Raw genomic sequence first — 17,730 nt, 5'->3', positions numbered from 1 at the left:
CCCCCTGTGAGCGTGACTCAATGGAGTGCGTCAGCCCAGCGCGGCGATGAAGCCTGAGATAACGGCGGCGTTTACCAGGTCGATGAAGAAGCCGGCGACAAGCGGCACGATGATGAACGCCCGGTGCGCCGGGCCATGCTGCTGCGCCACGGCGGTGATGTTCGCCACGGCCGTGGCGGTGGAGCCGAGGGTGATGCCGCCGAAGCCGGCGCAGACGACCGCCGCCTCATAGTCGGAGCCCATGGCGCGAAACACCACGAACAGCGTCCAGAGAATGGTGAGCAGGATCTGCAGCGCCAGCACGGTGAAAATGAAGACCAGCGCGCCTGACAACTCCCACAATTGCAGGCCCATCAGCGCCATGGTCAGGAAAACGCCCAGGGCGATGTCCGAGACCAGCGCCATGCCCTGGCGCACGCCGGGCCAGGTGCGGGAGAGGTCGCGTTTCCACGCCATGGGCGTGGCGTTGCGGACGATGATGCCGGCAAGCAGGCAGCCGACGAACGCCGGCAATGTCACGCCGGTTTCCGCGATCAGGCCATGCAGGCCCATGCCCAGCATGATCGTCAAATTGATGACCAGCAGCGCCCACACCACGCTGAAATAATCCAGCGGCGGCGTTGCCCCCCGGGCGCGCGAGCCGATGTCGAGCTGGCGCGCGGCCGGACCATGCAGGCCGTGGCGCCTGATCAGCCATGTGGCCATGGGGCCGCCAATGACACAGGCGGCGATCAGACCCACGGTGTTCGCCGCGATCCCCAGCTCCAGGGCGTTGCTGACGCCATGCTGCTGCACGAAAACCGGCGACCAGGCCAAAGTGGTGCCAACGCCGCCGGTGAGCGAGATCGAGCCGACCATCAGGCCCGCCAGGGGATTGAAGCCAAATGCCTCGGCCAGCAGGACGCCAAGGCCGTTTTGCATCAGCATGAATGTCGCCGCCAGCGCTGTCAGGATCACCAGGGGCTTGCCGCCGCGCAACAGGGTTCTCAGGTCGGAGCCGAGCCCGATTGAGGCGAAAAACACCAGCAGCAGGAAGTCGCGCGCGCCGAGGGTGAAACTCACCTTCACGCCGCTGATGGCGTAGACCAGCCCCACCACCGCGGCGCACAACACGCCGCCAACCACCGGCTCGGGGATGCTGTAACGCCGGAGCAGCGGAGCGTTCATCGTGATGACCTTGCCGCCCAGCAGCAGCGACATGGCGATGGTGAAGGACAGGAAGGCGTCGATCTGGAGCATCTGGATCCTGGATTGGGGGCGGGCGCTGGGCCCAGCATATCGGGCGCGGACCAGATTTCCCAAGAAAGAATGGGAGAAAATTCCCGCGCCCGGCCGGCCCATGCCGTGCGCGCGCCCCGGGCGGCCGGGCGCCACGGACCCGCCCGCCATGGCCAGCCAGGCATTCGGGGCGCCTTCTGGCGGGCGGGCAATCGGTTTACTGTGGCCGTCGCGTTTGGTCCAGGCCCTTGCCAGGTCCGGGCCAAGGCCCAGGCCCTGCCAGGTCCAGGCCCTGCCAAGTCCAGGCCACTGCCAGGCCTTGAGCCCCTGCCAGGCCTTGATCCCTTGGCAGGCCTTGCCCGAAGGAGGTTCAGATGATGTTCCGTCTGGGGGTTTTCGATGATGCGCGCGTGATAGAGGCCCTGCGCGCCCATTTCGAAGCAGCATACGCCAACACCGCGCCAGGCAGCGCCCATGCGCTGGAAATCGCCGCGCTGCAAACGCCGCATATCCGTTTCTGGTCCGCATGGGACCAGGGCGCGTTGCTGGCGATTGGCGCGCTGAAGCGCTTCGCGCCGCGCCATGCCGAAGTGAAGTCCATGTATGTGGTGGAGGCCATGCGGCGCCGCGGCGTGGGGGGCGAGATGCTGCGCCACCTCATCGCCGACGCCCGGGCCGGCGGCGTTCACCAGCTCTGGCTGGAAACGGGCTCCTGGGACTATTTCCGGCCCGCGATCGACATGTATTTGCGCCACGGCTTCGCGGAAACCGGCCCATTCAATGACTACGTGGCCGATCCCAACTCCATGTTCATGGTGCTGGATCTGCGGAACTGATCCCCCAGGCGCGCCGCAGCTGCCGCAACCGGATGAGATTGCGGCAGGCATCGTCGGGCGCCGGCAAACCATCATGTTTCGCGTCCACGTCAACGAAGACGCCGGTAACATGGATGCGCATCCGGGTTCCTTCCGGCGCCTGGCGGGACAAATTATAAATGGAAGCGCCGGTTTCGCGTAGCCGGACCGAAACATTGCAAGCGCCGGAGGAAACAATGTCAGATGGTATCGCGATGATCGCCGCCCGGCATGAGGGCACCTTGCCCTGGCATCTGGGCATGCGCTGGGCGCGCGCGGAGCGCGGCCTGGTGGAGGGCGGGTTCACCATCGAACAGCGCCATCTTGCCGGCAACGGTTTCCTGCACGCCGCCGCCGTGATCGCACTGGTGGATTCGGCTTGCGGCTATGGCTGCATGCTGTCGTTGCCGGAGGGGGCGGAAAGCTTCACCACCATCGAGCTGAAGTCGAACTTCCTCGGCACCGCCAGGGAGGGCGCCGTTACCTGCGTCGCCACCATGGCGCATGGCGGCCGCACCACCCAGGTTTGGGACGCCGTGGCGCGCAGCGAGGCCAGCGGCAAGACCCTGGCGCTATTCCGCTGCACGCAAATGGTGTTGTGGCCGCGTTAAAGCCTTTGTCCTGAAGGAATTCCGGTCGATCAGATGTTTGGGTCTGACCGGAAAGCGCGCCAGACCGGAGCCGGGGCGCGTTGCTCAGGCTTCCGCGCCGCCGCTGACGCCATCGGCCAGGCGGTCGGCGGCTGCGAACAGCGCCTCCAGCTCGCTTTTGCCGATCTTCTTCCAGCCCAGGGTGCGCAGGGAGACGGCGCGGCCGGTGTAGAAGGCCACGAGGCTGGAAATCAGCAGCAGCGCGTCGATGGTGTCGGCATCGCGCGCGCTGGTCGCGCCGCGCACGCCGGCGATCAGCCGGGCCAGCAGGCGCACCCCCGGCTCCCACAGGCGCTCGTACAGGATGGTGAAGGCGGGCCCCTGTTCGCGCAGCTCCCGCTCCACGAAAGTTGTCCATGTGAGCGCATCATCAGAGCCGGCCAGCAATTGCACCAGATGCCGGAGCAATTGCTTGAGGTGCGCGCGACATGCGGCGCTGTCGGCGCGCGTCAGGGCTTCGGTGAGATCGGCGGCCGATATGGAGGCCATCTGGCGCACGTAACGGTCAACGATCTCGCTGGCGCAGGCCAGATACACCCCTTCCTTGTTGCCGAAATAATATGCCAGCGACGGAAGGGTGACGCCGGCCGCCCTGGCGATGCGCCGCGTCGTGGCGTTGGCCAGGCCATGCTCGCCGAATTCCGCGAGGGCGGCGGCGAGGATGGCGCGCCGGGTCTCCTCGCCCTTGGCATAGCCAGAACGGGCGTCGCGCCCCCCCCGTGGGGGGGCTGCTGGTCTGGAAGGTGGTGGTGGGGACGGCTGCGCCATATCCCTATTGAGCATGGCTCCGGCCAGGGCGCAAATGGCGACGCCTGCCGGCGCCGGCCACCGCGCCACGCGCCGGCGTCAGGCCCGCACGGGTCGGTAGTTCTCGCCGTCGGAGGCGAAATCGGCGTGGCCGTAACGGTGCAGCAGCCGCTCCAGCTTGTCGACAAGGCGACGGTTGGCGATGTCGCGCAGGCCGGGCAGGCGCATGGCGACGTCATACAGTTTCATGCGCGGCACGAGGAACAGGGCGGTGGCCATGGCGATGAGGCGGTCGCGGCCGGTATAGGAAACGCCCATCGCCCGCGCCTTGGAAACGTCGCCCTCAAGGAAGTTGCGCACCAGATATGCCTTGGAGAAGCTGCGCTCCATGCCGCGACGCATGCGCCCGGCCAGGCTGGCGTCCTTTGACAGTTCCGCCGACATGGCGCCGCGCACCAGGGCGCCGCAGGTCTTGTCGTCGAAGCCGGCGCGCAAGGTCGCCTGGCGGGTCATCAGCAGGTCGACGATCTGCTGCGGCGTCTCGCCAAGCAGATCCTCCGGCAGGCCAAGCAGGAAGCAGCGGTAGCGGGCAAGCTCGATGCGGGCCCGTTCTTCATCGGTGAAATGGTTGCGGCCCTGGCCCAGCACCTTGAACGACAGCAGGAAGGAGCTGATGAGGCCCGCCGGCATCTGGTCAACCTGGGGGATCGGCACGCCGAACACGCTGGCGTCCCAGACGCCAGGCCGGCGCATGACGTTGAACCGCACCATCGAATGCATCAGCCGCACCATGGCGGCGGCGCGAAAGCCCTCGCCATGACGCTCCAGCCCGCCAGGCAGAACGGTGAGGGTGAAGAAGGTCGCCGTCTCGAAGGCGCGCTTGGCGGCGAGGGAATCGGTCAGCGTCCCGGTCAGGGCCATGGGCAGCGCCGAATATTTGTTCATGAAGGTGGCGAGCAGGGCGCCGCGGATCACGTAAGGCGCCAGGTTGGCCATGCTGTTGCGCTCAAGCCGCGCGCCTTCATTGACCAGCTTCATGTCCACCCAGGCGGGCGTGCGCTCCATGTCGCGGATAAAGGCCACCAGCTCCGGCGGGGCGTCGGGCACGGCCTCCAGGCCTTTGCGGCATGCGGTTTCCAGCTGGGAAATCATGCCGCGAAAACCGAGTTGCGGCATCAGCGCCGCATAAGCGTCGGCCACCACATCGCCAGTCATCGTGTAGCCCGCGATGGTCGCCACCCGTTCGCGGTCAGCCAGCAGCGCGGCGCGCATGTCGCGGAAGGGGCCGCGCACGGAGCTGTCGCTCTCCATGGAGTTGGTGAAGCGCTCGGGCAAATTGTCGAAATCGATGTTGCCATAAATGGCGGGAATCTGCTCCGCCTGACGGCGGGCGCGGGCCCAGACGTCCGGGCTGTCTGCGTCAAAAGCCATGCGGGCTTCCTCCTGAGTGGTTATCCGCTAAAAATGTATCAATTGATATAAATGTCAAGAATGGCCCGCAGGCGCCCGGCCGCCGGCCTTTATGCGCGCCGCCCATCCGTGTAGTCAGGCATCCACAACCAGAGCATGTTCGCGAAAGGTGGAGCTGCCTCGCGCGACGGGGTGCGCGCGGCCAGCGCGCAAAATGGCTCGCATCAAAGCTATGGAGCGCCACATGCCCGCCAGGTCGCTGATGTTTCAGGGAACCGGCTCCGACGTCGGCAAATCGCTGATGGTCGCCGGGCTTGCCCGCGCCCTGGTCAATCGCGGCCTGCGGGTCGCGCCGTTCAAGCCGCAGAACATGTCGAACAACGCGGCCGTCACCATTGATGGCGGCGAGATTGGCCGCGCCCAGGCCCTGCAGGCGCGCGCCGCCCGCCTGGCCCCGACGGTGCATATGAACCCGGTGCTGCTTAAGCCCCAGGGCGGCCATGGCAGCCAGATCGTCGTCCAGGGCCGCGTCGCCGGATCGTCCAGCGCCGCGGATTACCAGCGCGTCAAGGCCGGCCTGATGCCGGCGGTGCTGGAGAGCTTCAACCGGCTGCGCCAGGATGTCGACATCGTGCTGGTTGAGGGGGCCGGCAGCGCCTCCGAGGTCAATCTGCGCAGTCACGACATCGCCAATATGGGCTTTGCCCGCGCCGCCGGCGTTCCGGTGGTGCTGATTGGCGATATCGACCGGGGCGGAGTGATCGCCAGCGTCGTCGGCACCCAGGCGGTGATCGATCCGGCCGATGCGGCGATGATCGAAGGCTTTATCATCAACCGGTTTCGCGGCGATCCGGCGCTGTTCGCCGATGGCATGGCGATCATCCAGGCCCGCACCGGCTGGCGCGCCGTCGGCCTGGTTCCGCATCTGGAGGCGGCCGGCCGGCTGCCGGCGGAGGACGGGCTCGGGCTTTCCGGAAAAGGCGGGCGCGCTGTCCGCAAGGCCGGCGCGCGCATCCGCGTCGCCGTGCTGGTGCTGCCGCACATCTCCAATTTTGACGATCTTGACCCGCTGGAAGCCGAGCCGCAGGTGGAGATGGTTCACGTTCGCCCGGGCGAGGCGCTGCCCGGCGACATTGATCTGGTGATCCTGCCCGGCTCCAAGGCGACGATCCCGGCCCTGGCCGCCCTGCGCGCCGCAGGCTTTGACACTGACCTCGCCGCCCATGTGCGGCGCGGCGGCCATGTGCTGGGCATTTGCGGCGGCTACCAGATGCTCGGCCGCAGCGTCAGCGATCCGGCGGGGCTGGAGGGCGCGCCTGGGGCCGTTCCCGGCCTCGGCCTGCTCGACGTTGACACCGTGCTGGCCGGTGACAAGACCTTGCGCGAAACCTCAGGCCGGACCGCCGATGGCGCCGCTTTCCATGGCTATGAGATGCATGTGGGCGTGACCACCGGCCCAGGTCTCGCCCGGCCGCTCGCCCGCTTTGATGACGGGCGCGCGGACGGCGCCGTCTCCGCCAACGGCCGGGTCTGCGGCTGCTACGTGCATGGCCTGTTCGCCGACGATGGCCAGCGCGACGCCTGGTTGCGGCGCCTCGGCGGCGATGGCGTCGATCATGCCTATGAGACCGGCGTCGAGGCGGCCCTCGACGCTCTGGCGGCGCATCTTGAGACGCACCTCGACATCGACTGGCTTGTCAGGACATCCAGATAAGCGACTGTAATACAACGAAAGAAAACCCGGCAATGGCGATCAGCAGGGCATCCGCCAGATGGTACAGCCGCAGGGCGCGGCGGATGTCAGCGGGCGTCGCGGCGCGCCGCCCGCCAGCGCCCATCTCCGCGTCATCGACCGTCTGGCCGCCATAGACCCGGGGGCCGGCCAGGGCGAGGCCGAGCGCGCCGGCCATCGCCGCTTCCGGCCAGCCGGCGTTGGGCGAGCGGTGCTTGCCGGCGTCGCGCCGCACCGCCCGCCAGGCGGCGCCGGCGTCTGCCCCTGGCGTGATGGCGGCGGCCGCGACCAGCGCCAGCCCGGTGAGCCGCGAGGCCGGCAGATTGATGAGATCGTCACAGCGGGCGGCGGCCCAGCCAAAGGCCTCGTGCCGCGCCGTGCGGTGGCCGATCATGCTGTCGGCGGTGTTCACCGCCTTGTAGACGGCGCCGCCGGGCAATCCGGCGACCGCCAGCCAGAACGCCGGCGCGGTGACGCCGTCGGAAAAATTTTCGGCCAGGCTCTCGATGGCGGCGCGGCAAACGGCGGCTTCGTCCAGCGTATCGGGATCGCGGCCGACAATCATCGACACGGCGTGGCGGCCGGCGGCGAGGCCATCCCGCTCCAGCGCATCGGCGACGGCGACCACATGCTCGGCCAGGCTGCGCTGGGCCAGCAGGGAACTGGCCAGCACGGCGACCAGCGCGCCCCCGGCCGCCAGGCCGAACGCGCCCAGCAGGGCCTGCTGGATGGCAAGGCCAACGCCGCCGCAGACGATGACGAGAACCAGCAGGGTCAGCACGCCAAAGGCGCGGCGGGCGGCGGTGGAAAAGCCCGGCCGGTTCAGCTTTTCATCCAGACATGCGATGAGACGGCCAATCCAGCTCACCGGGTGGCCGATGGTCGTGTATACCCGGCCGGGATAGCCGATGGCGCGTTCGATCAGCATGGCGGCGAAGGCGAGCAGGATGGTCATGGCGGCTCAGGCTGTGCGGGTTCAGGATGGCGACGGGTTTGCAAGCGGTGTGGGTTTGATGGACGAGAATTCAGCGATGGGCGGGCGGGGCGCGCCAGAGCAGGACGTGATCGTGCACGGCGGCTCCCTGATGCAGGCGGCGGCCCTGTTCCCGGAGGCGCCGACGCCGTGGATCGACCTGTCGACGGGGGTCAATCCCCATCCCCATAGCCGCCGGCCAATGCCATCGGCGTTGCTGATGCGCCTGCCGGAGCCGGCCCGCCACGCCCGCCTGTGCGCCGTGGCGGCGGCGGCCTGGGGCGTCGCGCCCGGCGCGGAGGTCGTGGCGGCGCCAGGAACCCAGATCCTGCTGGCGCAGATCATGATGCTGGCGCGGCCAGCCGCGGCCGGGCCAGTCCGGACCATGATCCTGTCGCCGACCTATGCCGGCCACGCCGACGCCGCAAAGGCCGCGGGTCATCAGGTCATTTTCCATGAGGCGGACGTCTCCGATGGGCTTGCGGCGCTGGCCGGGGCCGACGTCGCCGTTGTCGTCAATCCCAATAATCCGGACGGGCGGGTGACCAGCCGGGCGGCGCTGCTGCAACTGGCGGAGGCGATGGCCCGCAAGGGCGGCCTGCTGGTGGTGGACGAGGCCTTCATCGACGCCTGTCCGGCGGCGGAAAGCCTCGCCGGCGACGTGGGGCGACACGGCCTGGGCGATGCGCTGGTGGTGTTGCGGTCCTTCGGCAAGTTCTATGGCCTCGCGGGCGTACGGCTGGGCTTCGCCATTACCGCGCCCGCCAACGCCGCCCGCCTCAACGCCATTCTCGGGCCATGGTCGGTGTCGGGCCCGGCGCTGGAGTACGGCCTGGCCGCCCTGCAGGACGACGCCTGGCGCGACGCCATGATCCGGCGGCTGACGGCCGAGGCGGCGCGGCTCGACCAGCGGCTGGCTGCGGCGGGGCTCGCCGTCACCGGCGACGTCCGCCTGTTCCGCCTGGTGCGTCATCCGCGCGCCCGCGCGTTATTCGATGTCCTGGGACGGCGCGGCCTGTGGGTGCGCCGCTTTGAAGCCGCCTCCGGCGTGGGCGCCGACGCCATCCGCATTGGTTTGCCGCCCGACAAACCCGCTGCGCGCCGGCTTGATTCAGCGCTTGAGGAGTTTTCGTCAGGCATCTGGGTTTTTTGAAGTTTTTTGCTGATGAACGATGGCGTCAACCACTGGCGCGCCTTCGAGAAGATGCTCCCGCACAATGCGTTCGATCAGCGCTTCATCGAGATTTCCGTACCAGACGCCGTCTGGCTGGACGACCAGCAACGGCCCCTGGTTGCAGGGATAGAGGCAGCCGGAGCGCACGCACATGGCCCGCTGCGGGCCGCTGTTCAGCGGGCGGATGTTCTTCATGAGCTTGCGCATGTGCTGATACAGCGGCAGCGCCTTGCGGTGGGCGCAGCGGGCGCCCAGACAGAAAAACACCTGGCGCGCGTGCTCCGGCACATCGGTCCAGCCGGGCTTGCCCATGCTGGGCTTCACGTCGGCGACGGGCCGGATCCGCTCCGGCTCCGCCGCCAGAGCCGCCGTCACGGCCGCCGTCACGTCCAGGAACTGCTCGACCGGCGGACCGATGCGCAGGTCGAAATCCCCGCCCGCATGCTCCAGCCGCCAGGCGGCCAGCGCCCCGGGCAACCAGGCGGTCAACGACGGGTCTGCTGGAAACGCTGCTGGAATCACCAGCGCCTGGCGCACGCCGCGCTGCAGCAGGTCTTCCAGAACGTCCGGAAGCGACGGCCCGGTGAGATCCTCCCAGGCCGGAATGAATGTGCGACCGCCCGCCGCGTTCAGGCGCGCCGCGATCTGGGCGACGTTCTGCTGGCGATCAAAGGAAGCGCGGCCATAGAGGATCACGACCGGCGCCGTCGTCGCCGCGCCCGCCTGCCGGTCATTATCCAACATGGCCTGCCTCCATCTGCTGATCCCATGCTTCCAGGCGTTGGCCCGCCGTCATGCTGGCGCCCTCCCACGCGTCATGCCCCCTCGGTTGACCGGTCCGGTTCGGGAAGCGGCGTCTTGCGCGTCACGGGTCAGCGCGGCGCCGCAGCATGTAGGTGTCCATGATCCAGCCGTGACGGGCGCGGGCTTCGGCGCGGGTGCGCACGATGCGTTCGCCCACGTCCGCCAGCGGCCCGGCGACAAGGATTTCGTCAGGCATGCCGAGGTAGGCGCCCCACCAGATATCGTATTGCGCCGCCGGCAGGACGGTGAAGGCGCAGGCGCCGTCCAGCATCACCACGATGGTCTCCGCATCGGCGGGGACGCCCTGGCGCAGCCGGCGCCCGGTGGTGAGCAGCACCGGGCCGCCGATCGTATTCAGCGGGATACGATGGCTGGCCGCCAGCGTCTGGACGCTGGTGACGCCGGGGATCACCTCGATCGCCATGGGCGCCTCCGGCAGGGCGCGCAACCGCTCCAGAATGCGCAGGGTGCTGTCGTAGAGCGACGGGTCGCCCCAGACGAGCAGGCCCACAACGCCAGTGGGGCCGCATTCCCTGTCCAGCAGGCCGGCGTAGGCGCGGGCGATGGCGTCGTGCCAGTCGTCGACGGTCTGGCGGTAGGCGTCGTCCTGCTGCGCCCGCACCGGCAGGTCGAACTCGATCTGCCGCGTGTCCGGACTGGTCAGGAAACGCCGGCAGATTTCGCGGCGGACTTCGGCGAGATCGTCCTTCTGCCCCGGCTTGCGCGGGATCAGGATCAGATCAAGTTGGTTCAGCGCGGCGATGGCCTGCACGGTCATGTGGTCCGGGTTGCCGGCGCCGATGCCGATAACGAAGATCTTGCGCATGACGCTCTCAAACACTGTGGCGCGCGATGGCGTGGAAATAGCAGCCGGTGACGTGGCCGCGCCTGCCGCCGGAGGGACCAAGATCGCGGCCCTGGGAATCGGCCAGTTGCGCCAGCGGCGCGTCGTCGCCGGCGCTCACCAGGCGGGAATAATGAAACTCGTGCCCGCGAATGACTGCGCCCGCCGCGCCCACGGGGCTGTCGGCGAGCAACCGCGCCTCGCGGTAGCCGAGGTTCATCTTCCGCCGGGCGTAACTGGTGACGTGGCCGAGCAGGCCGGCCATCGGGTGGGTGACGCCGTCCGCGTCCTCCAGCGCCGCGCCCAGAACCATGTAGCCGCCGCACTCGCCATGCACCGGGCGGGTTTCAGCGAAGCGGCGCAACCCGGCCATGAACCCGCTCGCGGCGGCCAGCCGGCCGGCGTGTAACTCGGGATAGCCGCCGGGCAGCCAGCAGACGTCGCAGGCAGTGTCCGGCGCCTCGTCGGCAAGCGGCGAGAACAGCGCGATGTCGGCGCCGGCGTTGCGCCAGCCTTGCAACACATGCGGGTAGATGAAGGAGAAGGCGGCGTCGCGGGCGATGGCGATGCGCTGGCCAGGCGGCTGCAGCCAGGAAGAAGGAGGCTGCAGCCAGGAAGAATCCGGCTGCAGCCGGGAAGAGGCCGTCTCTCCGTCTCCGGCGGCAATTGGCCCCGCCAGCGCCAGCACCGCGTCGAGATCGACAGAAGCCTCGATCACGTCGGCCATCTGGTCGATGAAGGCTTCCAGGGCGGTGTGCTCGCCTGCCTGCACCAGGCCCAGATGCCGTTCCGGCAGGCTGATCTCCGGGTTGCGACGGATGGCGCCGACCACCGGCAGGCCCAGCCGCTCGATGGCCGGGCGAACCACGGCTTCGTGCCGCTCGCTGGCGGCCTGGTTGAGCACGACGCCGCCAATGCGCACGGCGGGGTCGTGGGTGGCGAAGCCATGGGCGATGGCGCCGGCGGTCTGTGACTGGCCGGAAATGTCCAGCACCAGCAGGGTCGGCAGGCCGTAGATGCGCGCCAGGTCGGCGGCCGCGCCGCTGCGGCCGGGGGCGGCGTCGACGCCATCAAACAGGCCCATGGCGCTTTCCACGATCACCAGATCAGCCCCGGCGCTCTGGCGGGCCAGCAGGTCGCGCAGCAGCATGGGCTCCATGGCCCAACTGTCCAGGTTGACGCCAGGGTGGCCGGTGGCGGCGCGGTGAAATTCCGGATCGATGTAATCCGGCCCCGATTTGGCGGCGCGCACCTTCAGGCCGCGCCGCTTCAGGGCGCGCAGCAGGCCGATGGTGACGCTGGTCTTGCCCGAGCCGGAGCGGGCGGCGCCGACGATGAGGCCGCGTGGTGGATGCGGAGCGGTCATGATGCGCCTCCGGCGGGCGCGGCGCCGTGGCGCCAGGCGACGATCTCGCCGATGACGATCAGCGCCGGCGATTTTATGTTCTCCCGTCGCGCCGCCTCCGCCACGCCCGCCAGGTCCGAAACCAGCACCCTTTCCTCAGGCGTCGAGGCGGCGTGGATCACCGCCGCCGGCGTGTGCGGCGCCAGGCCGCCGGCCAGCAACTGGTCGCGGATGAGCGGTAAATTGCCCAGCCCCATATAGATGACGATGGGCTGGCCGGTTTTCGCCAGCGCCGCCCAGTCCGGGCCTTCGCCTGGAACCGGCGGCTCGGCCGCATGGCCGGTTGCCAGGGTGATCGCCTGGCTGACGCCGCGCAGCGTCGCCGGAATGCCGGCCCCGGCCAGCGCCGCGAGGCCGGAGGTGAGGCCCGGCAGGAAGCGGAACGGTACGCCAGCGCCGGCCAGGACCCGCGCTTCTTCGCCGCCGCGACCGAACACATTGGGGTCGCCGCCCTTCAGCCGCAGCACCCGTTTGCCTTCGCCGGCGAGGCGGATGAGCAGGGCGTTGATGTCGGCCTGCGCCGCCGAGCGTACGCCGGCGCGCTTGCCCACGTAATGCTTTTCGGCTTTGGGCGCGGCCAGCAGCAGGTCCGGATTGACCAGGGCGTCGTAGACGACGGCGTCGGCCTTCGCCAATGCTGCAACCACGCCAAGCGTGAGGCATTCCAGCGAGCCGGGGCCGGCGCCCGCCAGCCAGACCTCGCCGGGGCCAAAACTGCTGGCCTCGGCCGCCGGCAGGGGCGTTCCGGCCAGGCGTCGCAACGCCTCCGCCGCCACGGCCGGGAGGGTTTCACCGGCATTGCCAGGTGATGTGGGAGACGTGGGGCGCTCAGCGCTCATGACGGCTCTCCACATTCAGCGTCATGCGGCGCCAGCGGCCGGTTATGGGCGTCGCGGCCGCGAAACCGGCGCTGGTAGTCCACGTCATACAGGGCGCTTTCCTGAAAATCGGCGGCGGCGAGGCCGGGGCCAACGAACACCAGCGCGGTGCGCTCGGCTGGCGCTTCCGCCATCTGCCCGGCAATGTCGGCCAGGGTTCCGCGAATGACCCGCTCATCCGGGCATGTGGCCCGCACGACCACCGCCACCGGACACGCCGGCCCATACAGCGGCGTCAGCTCGGCGACGATCTGGTCAAGCGCATGAATGGCCAGATGAATGGCCAGGGTGGCGCCAGTCTGGCCAAAGCCGGCCAGGGTTTCGCCCGCCGGCATCGGCGAGGCGCGGCCGGAAACGCGGGTCAGCACCAGCGACTGGGCGAGCGCGGGAATGGTCAGTTCGCGCCCCAGGGCGGCGGCGGCCCCGGCAAAGGCCGGCACGCCTGGCGTCATCGTCCAGGCAATGCCCAGCCGGTCGAGCCGGCGCGTCTGCTCGGCCACGGCGCTCCAGATCGACAGATCGCCGGAATGCAGCCGCGCCACGTCCTGGCCGTGCGCCGCTGCGGCGATGTATTCCTCCTCGATTTCATCCAGCGACAGCGGCGCCGTGTCGACCAGCCGCGCCTGTGGCGGGCAATATTGCAGCAGTTCCGCCGGCACGATGGAGCCGGCGTACAGGCAAACTTCGCAGCGCCCCAGCAGGTCGCGTCCGCGCACGGTGATGAGATCGGCGGCGCCGGGGCCGGCGCCAATGAAGTGGACGGTCATTGCTGATCCAGATGGTCAAACGTGCTTGAAATCAAAGGCATGGTTCAATCTTGCCGGGGGGCGTCCGCGCGGTCCGCGTCGCTCACGGCGATGGCGCAGGTGGCCTGCGGGCTGGCGCTGCGCGGGCCGGGCAGGTGGGCCCGGCCCGGCCCGGCGACGGCCAGCGCAGCCGCCTCGCTGGCCGAAGGCAGGCCGGTGGCGGCCAGCGAGGCGTCCGAGTGGGTGAGACAGGCCCCGGCCGCCACCACGAGCGCGGCCGGATCGGCAACGACAAGCGGCAGCCCAAGCCGGGCCGCCGCCGCCTGGATGGCCGGATGCCCGGCCCTGGCCGGAATGCAGGCGAGGGCGGTGAGATCGGCCATTTGCAGGCCGGCGCGCGTCAGCGCCTGAACGGTCACGGCCAGGATGTCGTCGACGCTGGCCGAGACGCGGCAGCCGACGCCGGCAATACAGACCCTGGCGGTGCAGGCGGCGCGCGGGCTCCCGGCGGCGCAGGAATTCTCGGCGCGGGAATTCGTGGCGCAGAAATTCATGGCTTGCCCCAGCGCCATTGCACGATCGGCATGGCGGCGCGCCAGCCGGTCATGCCGCCCACCGGCGCGGCGCGGGCCACCGCCAGCGAAATCAGTTCGCCGCCATGGCGCTGGCGCAGGGTCGTGAGCAGCGCCTGGGTTTCCAGCGTCACCGCATTGACCACCAGCCGCCCGCCGGGCTTCAGGGCGGCGCTCGCCGCCTCCACCACGGTCTCGCGGGCGCCGCCGCCGATGAAAATGGCCTCCGGTTGCGGCAGGCCGGCGAACGCTTCCGGCGCCGCGCCCTGGCGCAGGTCGAGCCGGGGAACGCCAAGCCGCGCCGCATTGGCGCGGGCGCGTTCGGCCCGGGCGGCGTCCTGTTCGATGGCGATGGCGCGCATGGCCGGCGACAGCCGCAGCCATTCGATGCCGATCGAGCCGGAGCCGGCGCCTACATCCCACAGCAATTGCCCAGGCGACGGCGCCAGCGCCGCCAGCGTGACGGCCCGCACCTCACGCTTGGTGATCTGGCCGTCGTGGGCAAAGAACCCGTCATCGAGCCCCGCGCCCAGCGGCGCCGGCTGTATTTCCGCATCGGCGCGCAAGGCCAGCGCCAGCACGTTCAGCGGATCGAACCGCGCCTCGCCCAGATTCCCTGCCGTGGTCGTCGTCACCCGCTCGCGCGAACCGCCCAGCGCCTCCAGCACCGTGACGTCCGAAGCCGCGAAGCCAGCTTCCGCCAGCATGCGCGCCAGCCGCGCCGGCGCCGCGCCGTCGCTGGTGAGAACCAGCAGCCGCATCCCCGGAAACAGATGGGCGCGCAGGGCGTCCTCGTCGCGGCCGTGCAGCGAGAGCAGGGTTACATCCTGCAGCGCCCAGCCCAGCCGCGCGGCGGCGAGGCTGAACGACGAGGGCGCAGGCCATACCTTCATTTCCGCCGCCGGCACGTGGCGGGCGAGGGTGACGCCGACGCCGTAATGCATGGGATCGCCAGAGGCGAGCACGCACGTCGCCGCGCCGCGCCGCGCCAGCACGGCGGCCATTGCGGCGTCGAATGGCGTCGGCCATGGACAGGCCTCGCCGGTGATCGCCGCAGCCGCCAGCTCCAGGTGGCGCTGGCCGCCGAACACCACGCTGGCTTCCGCGATGGCCCGGCGGGCGCCGGCGCCCAGGCCATCCAGCCCATCCTCGCCAAGCCCGACCACCTGCAGCCAGGGGCGGGGCGCTGCCCGGCCAGAAGAGCCCGCGGCGCTTGCATCGCCTGCGGCGCCTCTTATGCCTGCGGCGCTTGCAACTTCCGCCCACCCGTCGTTACTGGACGCCATCATGACCTCCAGCCAGTCCGCCGTTGCGCCGCATGTTCTGATCCTGGGCGGCGCCGCCGACGCCCGCGCCCTGATGCGCGCCTTGCAGGCGAAAACGGATTTGCCGCTCAACGTGACGCTGTCGCTCGCCGGCCGCACCCGCAATCCGCTGCCGCCGCAGGCCGGCCCCATCGCAGTAAACCAGCGTGTCGGCGGCTTCGGCGGCGTTGCCGGACTGGCGGCGTTCATTCGCGAGCAGCGCGTCGCCTGCATTGTCAACGCCACCCATCCCTTCGCCGCGCGCATGGCCGCCAACGCCGTCGAAGCCGCGGCCTTGACCGGAACGCCGCTGCTGCGGCTGGTCCGCCCGGCCTGGACGCCCGAACCCGGCGACAACTGGCGCCAGGTGGCAAGCATCGAAGCCGCCGTCACGGCCCTTGGCGAAGCGTCTTGCCGGGTGTTCCTCACCATTGGCCGCCAAAATCTCGCCGCCTTCATGGCCGCGCCGCAGCACGTCTATCTGGCCCGCACCATCGAGGCGGCCGACGCTGGCGTGCAGTTTCCCCATGTCGCGTGGTTGCAGGCGCGCGGTCCGTTCAGTCTGGATGACGAAAGGCAATTGCTCATCGCCCATCGCATCGACGTGCTGGTGACCAAGAACAGCGGCGGCGATGATGCGGCGGCCAAGCTGGCGGCGGCGCGCATGCTTGGCGTTCCGGTCGTCATGATCGACCGGCCGCCGTCGCCCGGCGGCGCCGCGACGCAATCCGCCGCCGAGGCGGTGGCCTGGCTGCGCAGGGTCTGCTTGCAACAGGCATTGTTGCGATAACCCCGGCTGCGGCGTCTGGCCGGTCATGCTCATGACGGGGAGACCCCGGACGCGCGCCCCTCGGCGCCAGGCTCCCTGGAGCCCGCGCCCGTCGCCGAGCGCGGCGCGTAGACCAGCGGCGCCCGGCCGTCGCGGGCGATCAGCCGCGTCTCCGGCGAGCCGATGATGATGCAGGTGGCCATGTCGGCCATGTCGGAATGGGCCCCGGCGAGGGGAACGATCGCCACCCGCTCGTCCGGCCGGCCAGCGGCGCGGCCGAACACCACCGGCGTCTGCGCCGGCAGGATGTCGCGCAGGATGTCGAAGGCCTGGCCCAATTGCCACGGGCGCGCCTTGCTCACCGGGTTGTACAGGGCGATGACCAGGCCGGCGCCGGCCACGGCGCGCAGCCGCGCTTCGATCAGTTCCCACGGCTTCAGATTGTCCGACAGGGAAATGGCGCAAAAATCATGGCCGAGCGGCGCGCCGACGCAGGCAGCCACCGCCAGCATGGCGGTGACGCCAGGCACGATGGCGATGTCCAGCGCCCGCCATTCCGCCGGGCCGTGATCAATGGCCTCGCAGATCGCCGCCGCCATGGCGAACACGCCGGCGTCGCCGCCGGAAACCACCGCCACCTCGCGGCCCGCCATGGCCATGGCCAGCGCCGCTTTGGCGCGGGCCAGCTCCTCCCGGTTGTCGGAGGCGTGGCGACGCTGATGCGGGCCGAGCGCCAGCCGCTCCACATAAGGAAAATAGCCGAAGAAATCCGTGGCCCGCGCCACGGCGTTGCGCGCCTCCGGCGTCATCTGGTCCGGGCCGCCAGGGCCAAGGCCGATGACGGTCAGGCGGCCGGCGCCGGCGCCGTCAAGGGAAGCGTCGCCGCTCATGCCTGCTATCGCGCCGCTCATGGCCGGTCGCTCCAGCCTGGGGTCAGCACAAGCGACAGATAGGGCGCGACGTCGCCGGCAACCTCGCACAGCGGCGCCGTGCGGCCGGCGTCCATGGTGCCGCGCTCCACATAAATCGCGCCCTCCAGCCGGCCGGCCAGGGCGAGGGCGCGGCGGATGCGGCCGAGGTTGCGGCCAACCTTCATGATCACCGCCGCGTCGGCGTCGGCGAGACGGCGCGCCAGCTCCGCTTCGTCCATGGTGCCGGGCAGCACCATCAGCACATCTTCGCCCTGGGCCAGCGGCAGACCAACGGCCGACCAGCAGCCGGACATGGCGGTAATGCCAGGGATGACCTCGGTGGGGTAACGCGTCGCCAGCCGCACGTGCAGGTGCATGTAGGAGCCGTAGAACAGCGGGTCGCCCTCGCTCAGCACGCAGACCGAGCGGCCGGCGTCGAGGTGCGCTGCCACGGCCGCCGCCGATTCCTCGTAGAAACCAGTGATGGCGTCCCGGTAGGCGTCGCTGCGGTGCGGCAGCTCGGTGGTCACCGGATAGAGCAACGGCAGCTCGATCACATCCGGGCGCAGATGCGCCTGGGCGATGGCGCGGGCATTGCTGGCGGAGCCGCGCTTGGCGAAGTGCGCCACCACGTCCGCGCCAGCGAGGGCGCGCACCGCCTTCAGGGTCATCAGCTCCGGGTCGCCAGGGCCGGTGCCGACGCCGGTGAGGCGGCCAATCGGGGTTCCGTTCATGCTGT

At 69.9% G+C, this 17,730-nt stretch carries 18 protein-coding genes; 5 read left to right on the top strand and 13 right to left on the bottom strand.

Annotated elements, in window-relative coordinates; all coding sequences use genetic code 11:
- Positions 1 to 30: 30 nt before the first annotated feature.
- Positions 31 to 1,239 carry a sodium/glutamate symporter gene (gltS, locus tag ACERNI_RS02380; protein ID WP_448831659.1) on the bottom strand — a complete coding sequence of 403 codons (1,209 nt, stop codon included), beginning with the start codon at positions 1,237 to 1,239 and terminating at the stop codon, positions 31 to 33.
- Positions 1,240 to 1,592: 353 nt separating this feature from the next.
- On the opposite strand from gltS, the gene ACERNI_RS02375 reads away from it, so the two are divergent.
- Together ACERNI_RS02375 and ACERNI_RS02370 are read left to right on the top strand one after the other, a co-directional pair.
- The gene (locus ACERNI_RS02375; RefSeq protein WP_448831658.1) at positions 1,593 to 2,054 is read left to right on the top strand and encodes a GNAT family N-acetyltransferase; all 462 of its coding nucleotides are present in this window, start codon (positions 1,593 to 1,595) and stop codon (positions 2,052 to 2,054) included.
- A 215-nt stretch (positions 2,055 to 2,269) separates the two neighbouring features.
- Positions 2,270 to 2,683 (top strand): PaaI family thioesterase, encoded by a 414-nt coding sequence (locus ACERNI_RS02370; protein ID WP_448831657.1) that lies wholly within the window; start codon positions 2,270 to 2,272, stop codon positions 2,681 to 2,683.
- Between the two features lie 84 nt (positions 2,684 to 2,767).
- Here ACERNI_RS02370 and ACERNI_RS02365 read toward each other — a convergent pair whose 3' ends face one another.
- Together ACERNI_RS02365 and ACERNI_RS02360 are read right to left on the bottom strand one after the other, a co-directional pair.
- Complete coding sequence (locus ACERNI_RS02365; RefSeq protein ID WP_448831656.1) at positions 2,768 to 3,505, bottom strand: CerR family C-terminal domain-containing protein; 738 nt, start codon at positions 3,503 to 3,505, stop codon at positions 2,768 to 2,770.
- A gap of 63 nt (positions 3,506 to 3,568) precedes the next feature.
- The gene (locus ACERNI_RS02360; RefSeq protein ID WP_448831655.1) at positions 3,569 to 4,900 is read right to left on the bottom strand and encodes an oxygenase MpaB family protein; all 1,332 of its coding nucleotides are present in this window, start codon (positions 4,898 to 4,900) and stop codon (positions 3,569 to 3,571) included.
- 223 nt (positions 4,901 to 5,123) lie between these two features.
- Between ACERNI_RS02360 and ACERNI_RS02355 the strand changes: the two genes are divergently transcribed.
- Positions 5,124 to 6,593 carry a cobyric acid synthase gene (locus ACERNI_RS02355; protein ID WP_448831654.1) on the top strand — a complete coding sequence of 490 codons (1,470 nt, stop codon included), beginning with the start codon at positions 5,124 to 5,126 and terminating at the stop codon, positions 6,591 to 6,593.
- Here the strand turns inward: ACERNI_RS02355 and cbiB are convergent.
- Positions 6,577 to 7,566, bottom strand: coding sequence for an adenosylcobinamide-phosphate synthase CbiB (gene cbiB, locus ACERNI_RS02350; protein WP_448831653.1), 990 nt, complete (start codon positions 7,564 to 7,566; stop codon positions 6,577 to 6,579). The genes ACERNI_RS02355 and cbiB overlap by 17 nt on opposite strands.
- On the opposite strand from cbiB, the gene cobD reads away from it, so the two are divergent.
- The gene (gene cobD, locus ACERNI_RS02345) at positions 7,565 to 8,737 is read left to right on the top strand and encodes a threonine-phosphate decarboxylase CobD (RefSeq protein WP_448831652.1); all 1,173 of its coding nucleotides are present in this window, start codon (positions 7,565 to 7,567) and stop codon (positions 8,735 to 8,737) included. The two genes, cbiB and cobD, sit on opposite strands and share 2 nt — an antisense overlap.
- Here cobD and ACERNI_RS02340 read toward each other — a convergent pair.
- From ACERNI_RS02340 to cbiE, 7 genes are all read right to left on the bottom strand, one after another.
- Positions 8,717 to 9,502, bottom strand: coding sequence for a (2Fe-2S) ferredoxin domain-containing protein (locus tag ACERNI_RS02340; protein WP_448831651.1), 786 nt, complete (start codon positions 9,500 to 9,502; stop codon positions 8,717 to 8,719). The genes cobD and ACERNI_RS02340 overlap by 21 nt on opposite strands.
- Before the next feature lie 121 nt (positions 9,503 to 9,623).
- The gene (gene cobF, locus ACERNI_RS02335) at positions 9,624 to 10,388 is read right to left on the bottom strand and encodes a precorrin-6A synthase (deacetylating) (RefSeq protein ID WP_448831650.1); all 765 of its coding nucleotides are present in this window, start codon (positions 10,386 to 10,388) and stop codon (positions 9,624 to 9,626) included.
- Between the two features lie 7 nt (positions 10,389 to 10,395).
- Positions 10,396 to 11,772: a cobyrinate a,c-diamide synthase gene (locus ACERNI_RS02330; protein WP_448831649.1), complete on the bottom strand. Its 1,377-nt coding sequence runs from the start codon at positions 11,770 to 11,772 to the stop codon at positions 10,396 to 10,398.
- Complete coding sequence (gene cobA / locus ACERNI_RS02325) at positions 11,769 to 12,650, bottom strand: uroporphyrinogen-III C-methyltransferase (RefSeq protein ID WP_448831648.1); 882 nt, start codon at positions 12,648 to 12,650, stop codon at positions 11,769 to 11,771. The genes ACERNI_RS02330 and cobA overlap by 4 nt, the downstream gene beginning before the upstream one ends.
- Entirely contained in the window at positions 12,647 to 13,456 is an 810-nt protein-coding gene (gene cobM / locus ACERNI_RS02320; protein ID WP_448831647.1) for a precorrin-4 C(11)-methyltransferase, read from the bottom strand. The genes cobA and cobM overlap by 4 nt, the downstream gene beginning before the upstream one ends.
- 44 nt (positions 13,457 to 13,500) lie before the next feature.
- Entirely contained in the window at positions 13,501 to 13,989 is a 489-nt protein-coding gene (locus ACERNI_RS02315; protein WP_448831646.1) for a cobalamin biosynthesis protein, read from the bottom strand.
- Positions 13,986 to 15,296: a precorrin-6y C5,15-methyltransferase (decarboxylating) subunit CbiE gene (gene cbiE / locus ACERNI_RS02310; protein ID WP_448831645.1), complete on the bottom strand. Its 1,311-nt coding sequence runs from the start codon at positions 15,294 to 15,296 to the stop codon at positions 13,986 to 13,988. The genes ACERNI_RS02315 and cbiE overlap by 4 nt, the downstream gene beginning before the upstream one ends.
- On the opposite strand from cbiE, the gene ACERNI_RS02305 reads away from it, so the two are divergent.
- Positions 15,295 to 16,101: a cobalt-precorrin-6A reductase gene (locus ACERNI_RS02305; RefSeq protein WP_448831644.1), complete on the top strand. Its 807-nt coding sequence runs from the start codon at positions 15,295 to 15,297 to the stop codon at positions 16,099 to 16,101. The genes cbiE and ACERNI_RS02305 overlap by 2 nt on opposite strands.
- 29 nt (positions 16,102 to 16,130) lie before the next feature.
- On the opposite strand, the gene ACERNI_RS02300 is transcribed toward ACERNI_RS02305, so the two are convergent.
- Positions 16,131 to 16,991 carry a precorrin-3B C(17)-methyltransferase gene (locus ACERNI_RS02300; RefSeq protein ID WP_448831643.1) on the bottom strand — a complete coding sequence of 287 codons (861 nt, stop codon included), beginning with the start codon at positions 16,989 to 16,991 and terminating at the stop codon, positions 16,131 to 16,133.
- Positions 16,988 to 17,725: a precorrin-2 C(20)-methyltransferase gene (locus tag ACERNI_RS02295; protein WP_448831642.1), complete on the bottom strand. Its 738-nt coding sequence runs from the start codon at positions 17,723 to 17,725 to the stop codon at positions 16,988 to 16,990. The genes ACERNI_RS02300 and ACERNI_RS02295 overlap by 4 nt, the downstream gene beginning before the upstream one ends.
- Between the last annotated feature and the right edge of the window lie 5 nt (positions 17,726 to 17,730).

It is taken from the genome of Camelimonas sp. ID_303_24 (assembly GCF_053543495.1).
Note: the sequence above shows the minus strand (reverse complement) of the source record. Positions and strands in the feature narration are given on the sequence as shown.